Raw genomic sequence first — 16510 nt, forward strand, 5'->3', positions numbered from 1 at the left:
TACTACCTCAGTTAAAAAACATAGATTTCTCTTTAAATTTTACACATCCTTTAAATTATTTAGTACTACTAAAAGAAGAACTGTTAAGAGTTTGGGTTGGCAAGTGTTCGCAAAAAACTAAAGACCTTTTTGGTTATACAAACAGTAATACTAAACTAAAATGGGATTTATCGCATTTAAAATTATGCCTTGCACATTTTGGGGGAGAAGATCAATGGTGTAAATATTTAGAGTCTGACAGGTATAATTATACCGCAAAACTAAAAACAAATCCTGAGGCTGGTATTGACTTTATTAATACTAAAAATAAAGATGAAACAGAGATTAGCTGGAAAAAACTAGAAGATTGCTGGAAACACGTGGATTGGTATTCCATTATATGCAGTATGATGCTGCAACACAAAAATGTCTATGCAGACATTAGTTATATTTTATATAATGAAGCCATTTTTCCGTTATTAAAAGAAACCATTAATCACCCAAACTTAGGTGACAAAGTATTATTTGGAACCGACTTTTTTGTAGTACGTAACCATGCATCAGAGAAAGGTCTGGTATCTAAAACATTAAGTAACTTATCAAATGAAGAATTCGATAAAATAGCACGAGAAAATCCAAGTAATTTTATAAAACCAACAGAAAACCTCTAGTATAATCATATCCATATTGTAATAATTAAACTAGTTTAAATAAAAAATTAACATTCTTAACATTCACCTTACATTTTAGAGTTCTTTTCATAATTTATTCTTAACATCTAAATTTTTACAAATAGTAAAACAATATATTTATTTGCGTTGTAATTTTTAATAATTGTAAATAAATTATAATGAACACTAAAAGAACACTGTTATTATTTTTAATAACTTTAGGTATATTTTATAAAATAACTGCTCAAAATGGAACGCTAACTGGTACAGTTAGTGATTCTAGTTTCCCTTTACCTGGAGCTTCTGTATTAATTCCTAATACAATAAAAGGCACCTCAACAGATTTTGATGGTAAATTTACACTAAACAATTTACCATCTGGTGTAATCACCATTGAGGTTTCCTATATAGGATTTAATAAAAAGAGTATTGAAGTTACTATTAAAGACAACGAAAATACAGATTTAGGAATAATAAATTTAACACCTTCATCTGAACAGTTAAACGAAATTGTTTTACAAACAGGAACAAAACGAAATAGCGAAGCTAGAGCATTAAATATCCAGAAAAAATCTTTAGCGATTTTAAATGTAATCGCTGCAGACGGTATTGGAAAACTACCAGACAGAAATGCTGCCGAAACTGTACAAAGAATACAAGGAGTCTCTATTGAAAGAGATCAAGGAGAAGGACGTTTTGTATCTGTAAGAGGTTTACCTCCTTTCTGGTCTTCTACAACAATAAACGGTAATAGATTGCCTACCGCAGAAGAGGAAACAACGACACGTGCAACAGCTTTCGATTTTTTCCCATCTGAAATGATTGCTTATGTTCAAGCCGCAAAAGCAATAACTCCAGACATGGAAGGAGATGGCATTGGTGGTTCGGTTAACTTTATAACTCAAACTCCTCCCACTAAAGAAACATTATCGGTAACCATAGGTACAGGAACAAATGTAAAAGCAGAAAAAGCAAACTATAATGGCTCTTTTACATACGGAAACCGTTCGGAAAATGGAAAACTTGGTTTTTTAGTAAATATATCTCATTGGAATCGAAATTGGGCAACAGACAATTTTGAAGCACGAAGAAAAGGAGACCAAGGCGTTTTTAGGTTAGAATTAAGAGATTATACAGGGCAAAGAGAAACAACAGGAATTAATACTGCTTTAGACTACAAATTAAACGCTAACAATACTTTAAATTTTAAAGGAGTATATGGCACATTAGTAGATGAAGAAACTCATTATAAGCATAGAATTCGTTTTGATAAGTTTGATGAAGCAAATAATACAACTCGTATTGAGCTACAAAATATTAACAACGAATTAATAACCGAATTAACCGCTTTCGATTTTGGAGGAGAACATAAATTGGCTAATGGTTCTGGCACCTTAGATTGGAACATTGGAACTTACGAAAATGAGTTTAGATACGGAAACATACCAAATGCAGAAGACAACAGTTATTTTGTTTTAAAATTTAATCAATCTGGTGTTGGCATTAAACCAGCTTATGCTATATCTAGGCCAGATGGAGCAGATGACCACAGAGCATATTGGAAAGCGGATGGAGGACCTTTAGACTTTAACAATCCCGAATCTATTTTTAATGTCTTTTCAGACTCTAATTTTAAGCTAGATCCTGCACAACAATCATTAGCTTCAGACGGATTAAATTTTTATAAAGTATATGTAAATGAAAAAGATAAAGTTGTATTATCTATAAATTATAAACATGATGTAAATGATATATTTTCTTTAAAATTTGGAGGAAAATACAGAGATAAAGAACGTATTGCAGAATATGGAGATTATTTTTACACGTTTAATCAAGATGTAACTTTAAATGATTTATCTCAATATTTAATTGAACAACCAGGCAAGTCAGATTTCCTAAAAGAACTTACTGGTAACGCCTCTAACGCTTTTAATCAGGTTTTATCTACAGCTGGAATGAGTGAGTTTTATAACTTAAATCAAGGTGGTTTTTCTTTTATCCCAGGAGATTCAGATGCTTTAGCTTCTGGCGGAGGATTATCTAGAAACTTTACAGTAAATGAAAAGCAATATGCTGCCTACGGAATGGCTACTATTAAACCATCTGAAAAACTTACAATTGTTGGTGGCGCGAGGTTAGAGGTTACTAAAACTGATGTAAAAGGCTTTTCTTATGATGAGGACAACGAACAACTTAATAGAGTAAATAACAAAAAATCATATCATGCTTTCTTACCCATGTTACATGTAAAAATGAAGCTTACAGATAAAAGTAATTTGCGTGCTGCAATTACAAGAACATTTGCAAGGCCAAATTTTGGAGATATTTCTCCAGGTGTATCTTTTAGTGAAGCAGACAATGAGGCTCAAGGTGGTAACCCCAACTTAAACCCAACATTTTCATGGAATGGTGATCTTCTTTTTGAACATTATTTTTCAAACGTAGGTATCTTTAATGCTGGAGTATTTTATAAAAAGCTAAAAGATCCTGTCTTTTCATCTACCTCCTTTATAAATACTATAGAAACTAAAAGGCCAGAAAACGGTGGAGAAGCCTACATTGCTGGGTTAGAATTAGGAGCAAATATTCGTTTCGACATCTTTGCTAAAAAAGGGTTTTTAAGCAAATTAGGTGTACAAACTAACGCAACATTTATGGATTCTAAAATGACGATTCCTAATGGAGATATTAACGGAAACGATCGTGAAATTAACACACCTTATCAAGCCAAAAAACTATATAATGCTCAACTATATTATGAAGATGATAAATTAAATATAAGAGCTGCATTTAACCATAAAGGCAAGTACATTGTAGATTTTGGAAACCAAGATATAAACGATGAGTATTATGGCAAATATTCTACTCTAGATTTATCTGCTTCATTACAATTAAATAAAAGATTTTCGCTGTTTTTAGATGTTAATAACATTTTAAACGAACCTTTAATTTATCACTATGGCGAAAACGATACAGCAAGACCAAAACAAGTTGAATATTACGGTGTAAAAGGAAGTTTTGGTATTAAATACAACCTTTAACACAAATTAGTCTTTTTTAATTAAAGTTGTTTATTAATAGCTCTCTGTAAAAGGAGAGCTGTTTTACTATTTAAATGCAAAAAATTAAAACAAACCATTTCACGTTTATAATACAAGCTTCAATAGCAGCCTTTGGCACCTATTTTTGCATGTATGCTTTTAGGAAACCCTTTACCGTAGCAACATACGAAGGTTTAAGTTTTTGGGGAATAGATTATAAAATTTTATTAATAATTGCTCAAGTTCTAGGTTACACACTTTCTAAGTTTTTAGGAATAAAAATCATTGCAGAAATGAAAGCCAATAAACGTATTCACTATCTTATTGGTTTTATTCTTTTAGCAGAATTAGCCTTGCTTGGTTTTGCAGTAATACCAGCGCCTTATAATATTAGTTTTTTATTTCTAAACGGTATTCCTTTAGGTATGGTTTGGGGTATAGTCTTTTCTTATTTAGAAGGTAGAAAAACAAGCGAAATTATAGCAGTAGTATTATGCTCTAGCTTTATTATGTCGTCTGGAATAGTAAAATCTGTTGGTAAATATGTTCTCGATACGCTTCATTTCTCTCAACAATGGATGCCTTTTATTACTGGTTTATTTTTTATTCTTCCCCTACTTCTATTTGCCTTTTTATTAGAGTGTTTACCAAACCCAACAAAAAAAGATCAAGAAAGTCGTACAACAAGAAAACCCCTTAACAAAAAACAACGCATACAACTTTATAAAGAGTTTGCATTTCCACTAACCTTAATTATTATATTTTATATTTTTATAACAGGGATACGAGATTTTAGAGACAATTTTGCTCGTGAAATTTGGGATGATTTAGGCTATACAGATAGTGTAAGCATCTATTCTTTATCTGAAATACCTATAGCTATATGTGTCTTAATTATTATGGCTTTAATAGGTTCTGTTTCAAAAAACTTTAAAGCTTTTAAATATTACCATATAGCCATTTTGTTAGGAGGTGTCATTATTGGCCTGTCTACTCTAACCTTTCAACTACAAATAATGTCTCCTGTTATGTGGATGATTTTATCTGGTTTTGGTATGTATTTAAGCTACCTTCCTTTTCAAGGTATGTTTTTTGATCGTATGATAGCTACTTTTAAAATTAACGGTAATGTGGGGTTCTTAATTTACATTGCTGATGCCTTTGGGTACCTTGGAAGCATCTTAATTCTATTATATAAAAACTTTGGAGACGATAAAATGTCTTACTTATCATTTTTCACCTATTTAATATATGTTATCTCATTATTATGTATAACTATAGCAATATCTTCTTATTACTTTTTTAAAAAAAAATATCGTAAAAAAACACCAACAACAATACTATTAGCATATGAACAATAAAATATACGACCTAATTATAATTGGAGGAGGCGCGTTAGGTTCCTTCCATGCCTACCATGCTTTAAACCTTGGATTATCTGTTTTAATGATTGAAAAAAACTCTAAACCTCAAGGCGCTACAGTACGTAATTTTGGACAAGTAGTACCTTCTGGCATGAATACCAAATGGCAAAACTACGGAAGAACAAGTTTAAACATATATAATACTATTCAAAACCAATTTGATATTAGTATTAGACAAAACGGAACCATATATGTTGCTTCAAACGAAGAAGAAGTTCAATTAATTGAAGAATTGCATCAAATTAATAAAGCAAACGATTATGAGTCTCATTTACTAACCAAACAACAATGTTTAGAAAAGTATAATGGATTAAAGGCAGATTACTGTAATGCTGGCTTATTTTTCCCTCAAGAAGTTACAGTAGAACCAACAGTTATGATTCATAAATTACGAGAATACATGATTGAAAACTTCAAGTTAAACTATTTATCTAATACTACAGTAATAAATACTCAAGAAGCTAATGGTTATGTAGAAACAATAACTTCAGGTGGACAAGTCTATAAATCCTCTAAAACAGTTATTTGTAGTGGAAACGATTTTAAATCCTTATACCCAGAAGTTTATAACAAAAGTGATTTAGTAGTTTCTAAACTACAAATGATGCAAACAAAACCTCAACATAATTATAAACTTAATGGTTCTATTTTAACAGGATTAACCATTAGACGTTATGAGGCATTTGAAGAGTGTGCTTCATGGAAAACTGTTAAAGCAAAAGAACTTGCCGATAGCTTCGAAAAACAATTTGGAATACATATTCTATTTAAACAAGCTACAGATGGCTCTGTAATTATTGGAGATTCTCATGAGTATGCAGATGCAAAAAATAGCGATGATCTAGACTATAATTTAAATATGGAAATTGATGATTTTATGATAAAAGAAGCTAAAAAAATTATTAATCTTCCTACTTATAAAATACAAAATCGTTGGGCAGGATTTTACAGCCAATGTAAAACCAAAGATATTTTTGAACACCAAGTAAGCCCCAATGTACGTATTGTAACGGGAATAGGAGGAAAAGGTATGACTGGTAGTGCTGGCTTCTCTGCAGAGAGCTTAAATAAAATTTTAAACTAAAATACAATAAATGAATACAATAAAAATGGTAGTGCTTGATATGGCAGGAACTACAGTTAATGAGCATAATGTTGTTTACAAAACATTACAAAAAGCAATTACTAATTATGGTATAGATATATCGTTAGATAAAGTATTAGAAATTGGAGCTGGAAAGGAAAAGTTTCAAGCCATAAAAGATATTGTAAACACTATAAATTTAAATACAGACGTTAATGTAGAAGCTATTTTTAGTGATTTTAAAACACTATTAGAACAAGCCTACAATACCCTGGAGGTCTCTCCCGTAAAAGGTGTAGAAGATGTTTTGTTAAAATTAAAAACCGAAGACATAAAAGTTGTTTTAAATACAGGGTATAATAGTATAGTAGCTAATAATTTACTACAAAAATTAAAGTGGAACCTAGGCACTCATTATGATTTATTAATTACTGCCGATGATGTAGATAAAGGAAGACCACACCCAGATATGATTTTAAAAGCAATGCATCATTTTAATATAGATAATCCTTTGCAAGTATTAAAAGCAGGAGATTCTGCCATAGATATAGAAGAAGGTAAAAATGCTAATTGCGGTATTACAATAGGCGTTTTATCTGGCGCGCAAACAAAAGAACAATTAATGCAGATGAATCCAACCTATATTTTAGAATCTTTAGCAACATTAAGAACAGTTATTTAATAATAGTTAGATAATAAAACAAACATTAACTAACTGTTATGCATACTTAAAGTAATACTAATTTTAATGTTATGAGTTTTACAAAATGATTACCAATAGTCGTTATTTTAATATTTGTAAATAAAATGATTTAATTTTAATTATTAATTTACAAATATTAAAATAATGAAAACAAAAACTATCAACGCATTAATTGTTTACCTATTATTAATTTTTCTCGGTTGCGAAAAACCAGACATTTCAAATAATACAGACGAAGTAAATAACACTCCTCAAACACTAAAATCTAACAAAAAAAGAAAAGTTTTATTAGTTGGTATTGATGGCCTACAATTTGAAAAAATTGCAGGAGTAAATACACCTAATATAGATAAGCTAAATATAGTACGAGCGTACAGTGCTGGCATTACAGGAACAGCATCTGAACAAAAAACGAAGAGCGGCCCAGGGTGGACAACAATATTAACAGGTGTTTGGCTTAACAAACATGGAGTTTCAGATAATAGCACATCTAATAGATCCCAAGCTAAAAGTGTTTTTCAATACATAAAAGAATATAACCCTAGCTTAAAAACAAGTAGTATTGCAACTTGGTCTCCTATTCATGATTTCTTTACAGAGCAAATGAATTTTGTAGATAATAGATACGATGGAGGCAATGATGATAATGCTGTAACACGAGCTTTAAACGATTTAAATACTAATAACCCCGATTTCCTCTTTGTTCATTTAGACGAAGTAGATGGTGTTGGGCATAGTTCTGGTTTTGGTACTAATTATAACAATAGTATTGTTAAAGCAGATACTAGATTAGGTAGTATAATGGATGCTATTGAATTAAGAGAGCAAACATTAAATGAAGACTGGTTAATTATTGTAACTACAGATCATGGAAGAAGCCCTAATGGCGGATACTCTCATGGAGACCAAACCTTATCAGAAAAAAATATTTTTATTGCCATGAATAAAACCGGCAATGAAGAATTTAACGAAACTGCCAATTCTGTGCCAAATACAGGTTTTAATGGCTTATATAAAATTCCAGCACAAACAGCCATTGTCCCTACAATATTAACCTATTTGAGTGTACCTATTAAACCCGAGTTTAAATTTAACTCCACTTCTTTAATAAATACTGTTGGTCCAAGAAAAGTAATGTTAGATGAAAACAACAAGCTTTTTTGGTTATATAATGGTAGTGAATCTGCCAACATATACAGAAATAATGAACTTATAGCAACTGTAAGCGCTAACCAAGGTACTTATAACGATACTAATGCCTCTACTATTTCTGGAACAATAAACTATACTATTGAAATAAATAACCAAATAGGCTCTGTACAATTTAATAACTCAAATATTATAGCAGCTTTAGATTGGAATGATGCTTTAGATATTAGAGCTTATTTTTTTAGAAACGATTTAAACTATTTAAGATATAATAAAGCTACAGACCAAACAGATGCTGGATATCCGCTAGCAATAAATAGTAATAACTGGCCTGGTTTAAACGACTATAAAAATTTAATAACTGCTGCTTTTAAAGGGAGCAACGATAAAGGGTATTTTTTCTTAAATAATGGTACGTATATTCGTTATGATATGGATAACGATAGTATGGATTCTGGATACCCACTTAATATAGATAATTCTACATGGCCTGGGTTAGAAAACTATGGAAATAAAATAGTCGCTGCTTTTAAATGGAATAATAGTAAGGCCTACTTTTTCTTAAATGATGGTACTTATGTCCGTTATAACCTTTCTAACGACAGTGTAGACAGTGGTTACCCAAAAGCTATTAACAATAGTACTTGGCCTGGTGTGGAAAATTATGCCAATATGATTACTGCTGCTGTAGATTGGAACTCACAATACTTTTATTTGTTTTTAAGTAATAACACCTATATAAAATACAATAAACTTACAGATAGTGCAGTTTCGGGATACCCTAAGCCTGTTAATAATACTACTTGGCCTGGTTTATTAAATTAATCTGAGTAAAAATATAATACAAGCATCACGCAATCCGTGGTGCTTCTATTTTCTGGAACATGCGGTAAACGTCCATTAAAATAAATAGAATCTCCAGCTTTTACTAACACTTCTTCGTTATCTATTATATATGTGCATTCTCCACTAATAACATATTTAAACTCCCATGCATCTGTAATAATTTTATCTCTTTTAGAGTTTGGTGAAACAGTAAGTAAAACAGCCTCAAAACCTATAGCATTTAAACTTTTACCAAATATTTGATGATATGTAAAACCCTCTGCTTCAATTTCTTTTTCTATAAATTGCTGCTCTTCTTTTTTTACATGTATAAACTTAGCGCCTGTTTTTTTCTCTACAGCTTCAAAAAAGGTACTTGTATCTATACTTAAAGCATTTATAAGGCCTAATAAAACAGGTAAAGAAGGAATTGTTCTTCCATTTTCTATTCTAGATATTAACCCATTACTAACTCCAGCATCTCTAGCTAAATCACTAATAGTTATACCTTGTTTTTTTCGAATTGACTTTATGCGCTTACCAATACCAATTAAAAAATCATCCATTCTATTCTTTTTTGTAAAAAAACAAAATTTAATTTACAGTATTACATGTTAATATATAAAAATAAAAGAGGGTGCTAATGGACTGCACCCCAAAAGTTGGACTGATTAATATTAAATTTTAGATAAATGAGCTCGATATTGTATCGGGCTCATTCCATTTAAAGCCAACGAAATTCGTTCGTTATTATAGTAACTAATATATTGTTTAATTTCCTTTTCTAGTATTTTGATGCAATTATATTTTTTCAAGTAAAATAATTCAGATTTTAGAGTACCAAAAAAGTTTTCAATAATAGCATTGTCTAGGCAGTTCCCTTTTCTGGACATACTTTGTTTTATGTTATTTTCCTCCAATAATTTTTGATATTCTTTCATTTGATATTGCCAACCTTGGTCAGAATGCATCAATATTTCATTTGTATTGTGTTTTTTAAAAGCTTTTTTAAGCATCTGGATGATTTGTTTAAAATTGGGGATTTTAGATAGTTGATAACTAATTATCTCTCTACTACATAAATCTATGATTGGGGATAAATACAATTTTTCACCATTGACCTTAAATTCTGTAATATCCGTTGCCCATTTTTGGTCTGGAAAATCAGTTTTAAATTCTCTCTGAAGAATGTTAGGAGCTATTTTCCCTTGTTTTCCTCTATATGAACGGTATTTCTTTTCTCTTACTAAAGATTTTAGCCCCATAGATTTCATTAATCTTAAAACAGTTTTGTGATTGATTAAAACCCCTTGATTTTTTAATTCCAGTGTTATTCTTCTATAGCCATATCTGCCTTTGTGCTTATGGTAAATTTTAGATATAGATACTTTAATAGCTTTATATTTATCAGGTTTCTTATTTTCTTTTAAGTGATAATAAAAACTATTTCTCGCCATTTTCATATGATTTAACAACAATGATAAATCGTGTTCATGCCTTAGCTCATCAATGACTATCGATTTTTCCCTCGGGCTTGAGCTAAGGCATGTAGCTTTTTTAGCAAAGCAAGTTCGGCTTTTAAAGATTTATTCTCTATAAGTAACTCTTCCTCTCTGGTAAGAGGTCTCGATTTTTTATTTGGAATCTTACTCTTGCTCATTGGACTACGCCTGCCTTTAGGCTTATCTTTTAACCCTTCTAAACCTAATGATTTATAACGTCTTCTCCAATTTAAAATAACCGATTCGCTACCAATATCATACACTATGCAGGCTTGCCTTACGGAAAGATGGTCTTTGGTAATATGATTTAAGACCTTGAGTTTAAAAGCTACAGAATAACTATTGTTTTTCTTTGGTAACAAACCAACATAGCCATAGGCCTTATATCTCATTAACCAACGTTCAAGTATTGATTTGTGTAACCCTTTTTCTTTACTAACACTTAAACATGTTTGGTGATTCCTAATGATTAAGTCGATACATTCTTTCTTAAATTCAAATGTGTATTTTAATTTTCTAGACATAAAATACCCCCAAATTGTGTCTAACATTTTGGGGGCACTCTATAATAACACCCTCTTTTATAATTATCAAAAAAATTGTTGTTCTATTATTTTCCTAACATTAACAGTTCATTACACACCACTTCTGTAGTGTAACGCTTCATACCATCTTTATCTTCCCAGGTACGCGTTGTTAACTTGCCTTCAATAGCTATTTCCTTTCCTTTTGCAACGTACTTTTCAATAATCTCAGCTACTTTACCGAAAGCGACAATGTTATGCCATTGGGTATCAACAACCTTTTCTCCTGTAGCATTTTTATAGCTCTCATTAGTAGCTAAAGCAAATTTTGCTAATATTTTACCCGATTCTAGATTAATAATTTCTGGATCATTACCTAAGTTACCAATCAACTGTACTTTGTTTCTAAGTGTGTTCATAATTTCTATATTTTAATTGTTTAACAGTTAATACTATTGAACCTTCATGGATTCAACACTGCAAATATGAAACAACAACCAAATACTATTCGGTTAACACACATTTAATTTCGTTTGTAAACATTTGTAGTCGCTTAAATTCGATTAATTAGAAGGATAATCCTTAGCAATCCTAAGGATTATCCTTAGCACTTTTTTAGTTAATCTTTTTACCTTTATTTTTTTAAACCCTACATTTTTTGAATAGTTATTATATAATAGATAATGAAAACGATCTAGTTCAAAACATTAGCAATGTTATGGCAGATTATTCTACGTTTCATTCTTTAGGAAACTCTTCAAATTATGAAGAAGCCATGAATACTATTTTAAAACGCAAACCAGACATTGTTTTTTTAAATTTAGATAATGTTTTAGACAATTCTTTTCAGTTTGTAACAGAGTTAAATAACTATTTAGAAACTATTCCTCATTTTGTAGGTATTTCTACTACCAAAGATTTCGCATATCAAGCTATTAAGCATAATTTCTTAGACTATTTAGTAAAACCTCTTTTAGAATTAGATTTAAGGAAATTTATATTAAAATATAAAAAAAATCACGCTGTCTCTTGTAATAAAATGTTGTGCTTAAAATCTTATAACGATTATCAATATATTAATATTGATGAAATTATGTTTCTTAAAGCAGATAACAATACAACAGATTTTTACATTAATGATGGTAAAATTATAAGTGCGTACAAGACCTTAAAAATTTTTGAAAATTCTTTACCTAATAATTTTTTAAGAATTCATAAAAGCTATATAGTAAATAAAGATTATGTCTCTAGAATTAACTATAGCAAACTTAAATGTACGGTAGACCGAACCTCTCATAAAATTCCTTTTACCAAAACTTATATTCATAATATTGAATTTATAAAAGAATCCTTATCTAGTTTATTTTCTCCAAATTAAAAGTTCTACTTGTAGTTTTTATAAAAAAACTACTCTAATTTATCAAATAAAATTATCGCCTTAGAAAAGCACATTTAAAATTAGTAAAACCTTAAAAAAAAGCATTTCACTAGCGTAGAGGTGTTGTTTACTACTATACTCTAGGCGTTCACTAAAGCCAGTATTGTTTTCTAGTTCAATCCTTTATATCCTACTACATTTGTAGTATAAGAAGCTTCTAAACCAAACATTAAACAAACAAACCCAACAAAGCCACTCCAAATTTTTGGAGTAACTAACTAATTTAAACAATCTAAAACTTATACTATGAAAACCTCAACAAAAATACTCGCGTTACTACTTTTTGCTTCATTATTTTTCTCTTGCTCAGTAGAAGACGTTAATGAAGATAACTCACAAAATATCGAGTTAGCTACTGGAGGTGATGATTCCTCTGAAGTTGATGACGATAGAGACCCAAACGGAGAATAAAACTATTTTTTATAGTTAAAAAAAGCCTTAAGCCTAAGTTTAAGGCTTTTTTTTTTAGCTTTGTTAAACCACAAATAATTACCCGCTATAATCTTAAACTTAAAACTACATATTACTAAATATTGTTTCATTTTTATAACACTAATTGTGTTATACAATTGTTCTGATAATAAAGAGCCAGTAACAGAGACAGTAATAATAGAAAACGACTCTATTAGAAACAAGCGTTTATTAGATGAGGCTTACGAGATTTCTTTAGGAGAGGACTCTATTAGTTTTATAGAAGCTAACAAAAAAGCCTATAAATCCTCTTTAAAATTAAAAGACACTTCTGGAATAGCCGAAACACATTGGAATTATGGTACCTATTACGCTAAAAAAGAAGTATTCGACTCTTCTTATTACCATTATTACCAAGCCTACAAATCTTACGAAGCAATAAACAACGATTATTTTTCTGGAAAAATGTTGTTTAATATGGCCTTTGTACAAAGTCGATTTGAAGATTATGTAAGTAGCGAAAATAAACTTTTTGAAGCTATTTCAAAATTTGAGCCTCTAGATAAAAATTTATCTCTTTATAATTGCTATAAGCTTTTAGGCACCATTTATAAAGAATTAGAAGATTACGAAAACTCTATTAATTATCACAATATTGCTTTAGACTATTTAAAGCGTGTTAAAAACAAAAAAGGCAATATAAAAGAAGGCGCTTTAAACGACCTTGCACTAACCTATCGAAAACAAGAAAATTACGATAAAGCTATTGAGTATTTAGAGCGTGTACTAGAATTAAAAGATCTATCTACAATAAACCCTAAATTATACGCCAAAATCATTGATAATTTAGCCTATACAAAACTTTTAAAGAAAGATACTCTAAACATAAAAAAAGACTTTGAAAAAGCATTAAGTATTAGAAATAAAGTAGAAGATTTTTCAGGTATAGTAATAAATAAACTGCATTTAGCAGAGTATTATATAAAAGCACAAGACACAGCAAAAGCAATTACTTATGCCAAAGAAGCCAATACTTTGGCTTTTAATATTGAAAACAATAGAGACATCCTATCTTCCTTACTTTTATTATCTAAGGTAGATACAAAAAATGCTTCTAGTTATTTAAATGAATATGTTTCGCTTAACGAAAGGCTAGAAAAGCAAGAACACAAAATAAAAAACAAATTTGCTCGTATACGTTTTGAGACAGATAATTATATTTATAGATCCGAAAAACTATCATCACAAAACACCATAATTCTAATTACATCAATTGCAGTAATATTTATACTCATATTATTACTATTTATTAGATCTGAACGTGCTAAAAACAGAGAGTTAATATTAGAAACCCAGAAAAAGCAAGCAAATGAAGATGTTTATAAATTAATGCTTAAACAACAGTCAAAGCTAGAAGAAGGTCGATTAAAAGAACGCAATAGAATATCTGAAGAATTACACGATGGCGTTTTAGGCAAAATTTTTGGAACAAGAATGGGGTTAGGATTCCTTAACCTTCATGGAGAGCCAGAAGACAAAGCCAAACAACAAACATACATTGATGAGCTACATAAAATAGAACGAGAAATTAGAGCCATTTCTCACGAACTAAAAAATGATGTTTTACTCTCTAAACAAGACTACATTACACTTATTAAAGCCTTAGTAGAAGAACAAAGTATTGCAGGAAATTTTAAATATAATATTACAACTATAGATGAAGAGTATTGGAATGAAAGTAGCGATGTTATAAAAATAAACTCCTATCGTATTATACAAGAATCTCTTTTAAATATTATTAAACACGCAAAAGCGACAGATGTAAATATTACTTTGGGTTATACAAATGAAAATCTTAACTTTACTATTGAAGACAATGGCGTAGGATTTAATAATAAAAAAATAAGTAAAGGGATTGGAATTTCTAATATAAACTCTAGAGTAAAAACAATAAACGGCACCTATTCTTTAGTCTCCCAAAAAAACAAAGGTACCAAAACCACTGTATTAATTCCTTTTAAGACTAAAACCAATGAAACCGATTAATGTATTAATTATAGACGACCACCCTATAATTGCAGATGCCTACAAAAGTGCAATGTTAAAAATAAGTAAAACAGAAGAAACTTATAATTTTAATATTAAAGTAGCAAACGATATCGATACAGCTATTTATGAGCTTAAAAACACAAATGATAACAAAATTTTTAACATTATATTTCTAGATATTAAACTTCCTAAATCTAGTAATGGTTTGTTACTGTCTGGAGAAGACCTAGGTCTAGAAATAAGACGTATTACCCCAAAATCTAAAATTATTGTGGCAACTACTTACAACGATAATTATAGACTTAATAACATATTAAAAAGTATAAACCCAGATGGCTTTTTAATAAAAAATGATATCTCTTCAGATGAATTGGTAGAAGCCATAATAACCGTAATAGAAAAGCCACCACATTACAGTAAAACGATATTACAACTATTACGTAAACAAGTTACTAACGATTTTATATTAGACAAAATAGATAGGCAATTACTATACGAATTATCTATAGGAACAAAAATGGGAGACCTACCAAATGTAATTCCATTATCTATTGGCGGTCTAGAAAGACGTAAACGACAATTAAAAGTTTCTTTTAATATTGCTAAAATGGATGATAAAACCTTAGTAGAAATAGCAAAACAAAAAGGTTTTATTTAAATATTAAGCAAGTTTCCTTAGCAATTATAAGGAAAAGCCTTAGCAATATCTCTTCTTTTTTATATAACTTAGTTACTCCTTGAATACTAGGAATTTCCTCCCACAGCAAAAAATCATTGCGTCACTATTTTTTAACTAAGTTATAATACCCCAAACATTATGAAATTAGAAGACATATTAGAATTAGAGGAAAAACAATTATATAACGAAGCCTACCATAGTTATAATATTTTACTAAATGAAAAAAAACAAGATTTCAAACTCTGGAAACACTATTATTTCTTTTTATGGTATATGCTAGATGTTGTAGATGGCCAATTTACTATAGATATAAATTTACGCAGAACACTAGTTATAGAGTTTAAAAAAGGGCTAAAACTATTTAAAAACATACCAGAGTTTAATTTTATTACAGGCTATACTATATCAATCATGCCATACATATTTGGTAATTGTAATAAATATGAAAAAAAAGGAATACAACTGTTAGAAAAAGCAAACCACCTAGAGCCTAACAATTCTATATATAAAATGACATTATTAGGAGCACAATGGGATTTTGGTGGACAAGAGCGATCTTACAACGAGGTTTGTATAAAATCTAAACAAGAAATACTTAAAAAATATAAAGGTAAAGGACTAATAGATAGCTATTTTAGCAGAACCCTAAACAGGTATGAAGAAGTATTAAAGTAAAAAAAATGTTTTTCCTTATTAATACTAAGGATTTTCCTTATAGGTATTAAAAGTTAATAATTTATCTTTACAATAATAAAATTATAGACATGGTCAAGTTTATAAATGTTATTAATAAAAAGAATGAATAATAGTAAAAAGAAGCTTAACTGGCTTTGAAAGTTATTTTGATGGGAGCAAAAATAATATATCAAACCAGTTAGCTTTTTTTATAAAAAACATATAATATAAAGAAGCTATTATAATCAATAAATTGATTGATTAAAGATAACCAAAATCTAGCTGGCGATAAATCACTTAAGTGTAGGGACTTCAAGTAGACTAAGTCGGTTAGATTTTTTTTATGCGTTTATTAA

15 protein-coding genes are annotated in these 16510 nt (G+C 29.7%); 11 read left to right on the top strand and 4 right to left on the bottom strand.

Features of this window, described 5'->3' with window-relative positions; genetic code table 11:
- The 6 genes from ACVC2P_RS20550 to ACVC2P_RS20575 all read left to right on the top strand — a co-directional run.
- A partial coding sequence (locus ACVC2P_RS20550; RefSeq protein ID WP_452600307.1) for a hypothetical protein occupies positions 1 to 650 on the top strand: 650 nt, incomplete at its 5' end.
- A gap of 179 nt (positions 651 to 829) precedes the next feature.
- Complete coding sequence (locus ACVC2P_RS20555) at positions 830 to 3691, top strand: TonB-dependent receptor (RefSeq protein WP_452600308.1); 2862 nt, start codon at positions 830 to 832, stop codon at positions 3689 to 3691.
- A gap of 74 nt (positions 3692 to 3765) precedes the next feature.
- Positions 3766 to 5052, top strand: a complete 1287-nt coding sequence (locus ACVC2P_RS20560; protein WP_452600309.1) for a DUF5690 family protein — start codon at positions 3766 to 3768, stop codon at positions 5050 to 5052.
- Positions 5042 to 6199, top strand: a complete 1158-nt coding sequence (locus tag ACVC2P_RS20565) for a TIGR03364 family FAD-dependent oxidoreductase (RefSeq protein ID WP_452600310.1) — start codon at positions 5042 to 5044, stop codon at positions 6197 to 6199. The genes ACVC2P_RS20560 and ACVC2P_RS20565 overlap by 11 nt, the downstream gene beginning before the upstream one ends.
- A 10-nt stretch (positions 6200 to 6209) precedes the next feature.
- On the top strand, positions 6210 to 6881 hold the full coding sequence (locus ACVC2P_RS20570) for a phosphonatase-like hydrolase (protein ID WP_452600311.1): 672 nt from the start codon (positions 6210 to 6212) through the stop codon (positions 6879 to 6881).
- 165 nt (positions 6882 to 7046) lie between these two features.
- Positions 7047 to 8876 carry an alkaline phosphatase family protein gene (locus ACVC2P_RS20575; RefSeq protein WP_452600312.1) on the top strand — a complete coding sequence of 610 codons (1830 nt, stop codon included), beginning with the start codon at positions 7047 to 7049 and terminating at the stop codon, positions 8874 to 8876.
- On the opposite strand, the gene ACVC2P_RS20580 is transcribed toward ACVC2P_RS20575, so the two are convergent.
- The 4 genes from ACVC2P_RS20580 to ACVC2P_RS20595 form a co-directional block, all read right to left on the bottom strand.
- A complete protein-coding gene (locus tag ACVC2P_RS20580) occupies positions 8873 to 9442 on the bottom strand; it encodes a helix-turn-helix domain-containing protein (RefSeq protein ID WP_452600313.1) in 570 nt (189 codons plus the stop codon). The genes ACVC2P_RS20575 and ACVC2P_RS20580 overlap by 4 nt on opposite strands.
- Before the next feature lie 111 nt (positions 9443 to 9553).
- A complete protein-coding gene (locus ACVC2P_RS20585; RefSeq protein ID WP_452600351.1) occupies positions 9554 to 10462 on the bottom strand; it encodes an IS3 family transposase in 909 nt (302 codons plus the stop codon).
- The gene (locus tag ACVC2P_RS20590) at positions 10390 to 10902 is read right to left on the bottom strand and encodes a helix-turn-helix domain-containing protein (RefSeq protein WP_452600314.1); all 513 of its coding nucleotides are present in this window, start codon (positions 10900 to 10902) and stop codon (positions 10390 to 10392) included. Before ACVC2P_RS20590 ends, ACVC2P_RS20585 begins: the two co-directional genes overlap by 73 nt.
- An 86-nt stretch (positions 10903 to 10988) precedes the next feature.
- Positions 10989 to 11321, bottom strand: a complete 333-nt coding sequence (locus ACVC2P_RS20595) for a single-stranded DNA-binding protein (RefSeq protein ID WP_452600315.1) — start codon at positions 11319 to 11321, stop codon at positions 10989 to 10991.
- Positions 11322 to 11560: 239 nt separating this feature from the next.
- Between ACVC2P_RS20595 and ACVC2P_RS20600 the strand changes: the two genes are divergently transcribed.
- The 5 genes from ACVC2P_RS20600 to ACVC2P_RS20620 all read left to right on the top strand — a co-directional run bounded on the left by ACVC2P_RS20600 (position 11561) and on the right by ACVC2P_RS20620 (position 16154).
- Positions 11561 to 12280 (top strand): LytR/AlgR family response regulator transcription factor, encoded by a 720-nt coding sequence (locus tag ACVC2P_RS20600; RefSeq protein WP_452600316.1) that lies wholly within the window; start codon positions 11561 to 11563, stop codon positions 12278 to 12280.
- Positions 12281 to 12586: 306 nt separating this feature from the next.
- Positions 12587 to 12751, top strand: coding sequence for a hypothetical protein (locus ACVC2P_RS20605; RefSeq protein ID WP_452600317.1), 165 nt, complete (start codon positions 12587 to 12589; stop codon positions 12749 to 12751).
- Positions 12752 to 12898: 147 nt separating this feature from the next.
- Positions 12899 to 14797, top strand: a complete 1899-nt coding sequence (locus ACVC2P_RS20610; protein WP_452600318.1) for a tetratricopeptide repeat-containing sensor histidine kinase — start codon at positions 12899 to 12901, stop codon at positions 14795 to 14797.
- Entirely contained in the window at positions 14784 to 15458 is a 675-nt protein-coding gene (locus ACVC2P_RS20615; RefSeq protein WP_452600319.1) for a response regulator, read from the top strand. The genes ACVC2P_RS20610 and ACVC2P_RS20615 overlap by 14 nt, the downstream gene beginning before the upstream one ends.
- 159 nt (positions 15459 to 15617) lie before the next feature.
- Positions 15618 to 16154 (top strand): hypothetical protein, encoded by a 537-nt coding sequence (locus ACVC2P_RS20620; RefSeq protein WP_452600320.1) that lies wholly within the window; start codon positions 15618 to 15620, stop codon positions 16152 to 16154.
- Positions 16155 to 16510 lie beyond the last annotated feature (356 nt).

It is taken from the genome of Pontimicrobium sp. MEBiC01747 (assembly GCF_053601635.1).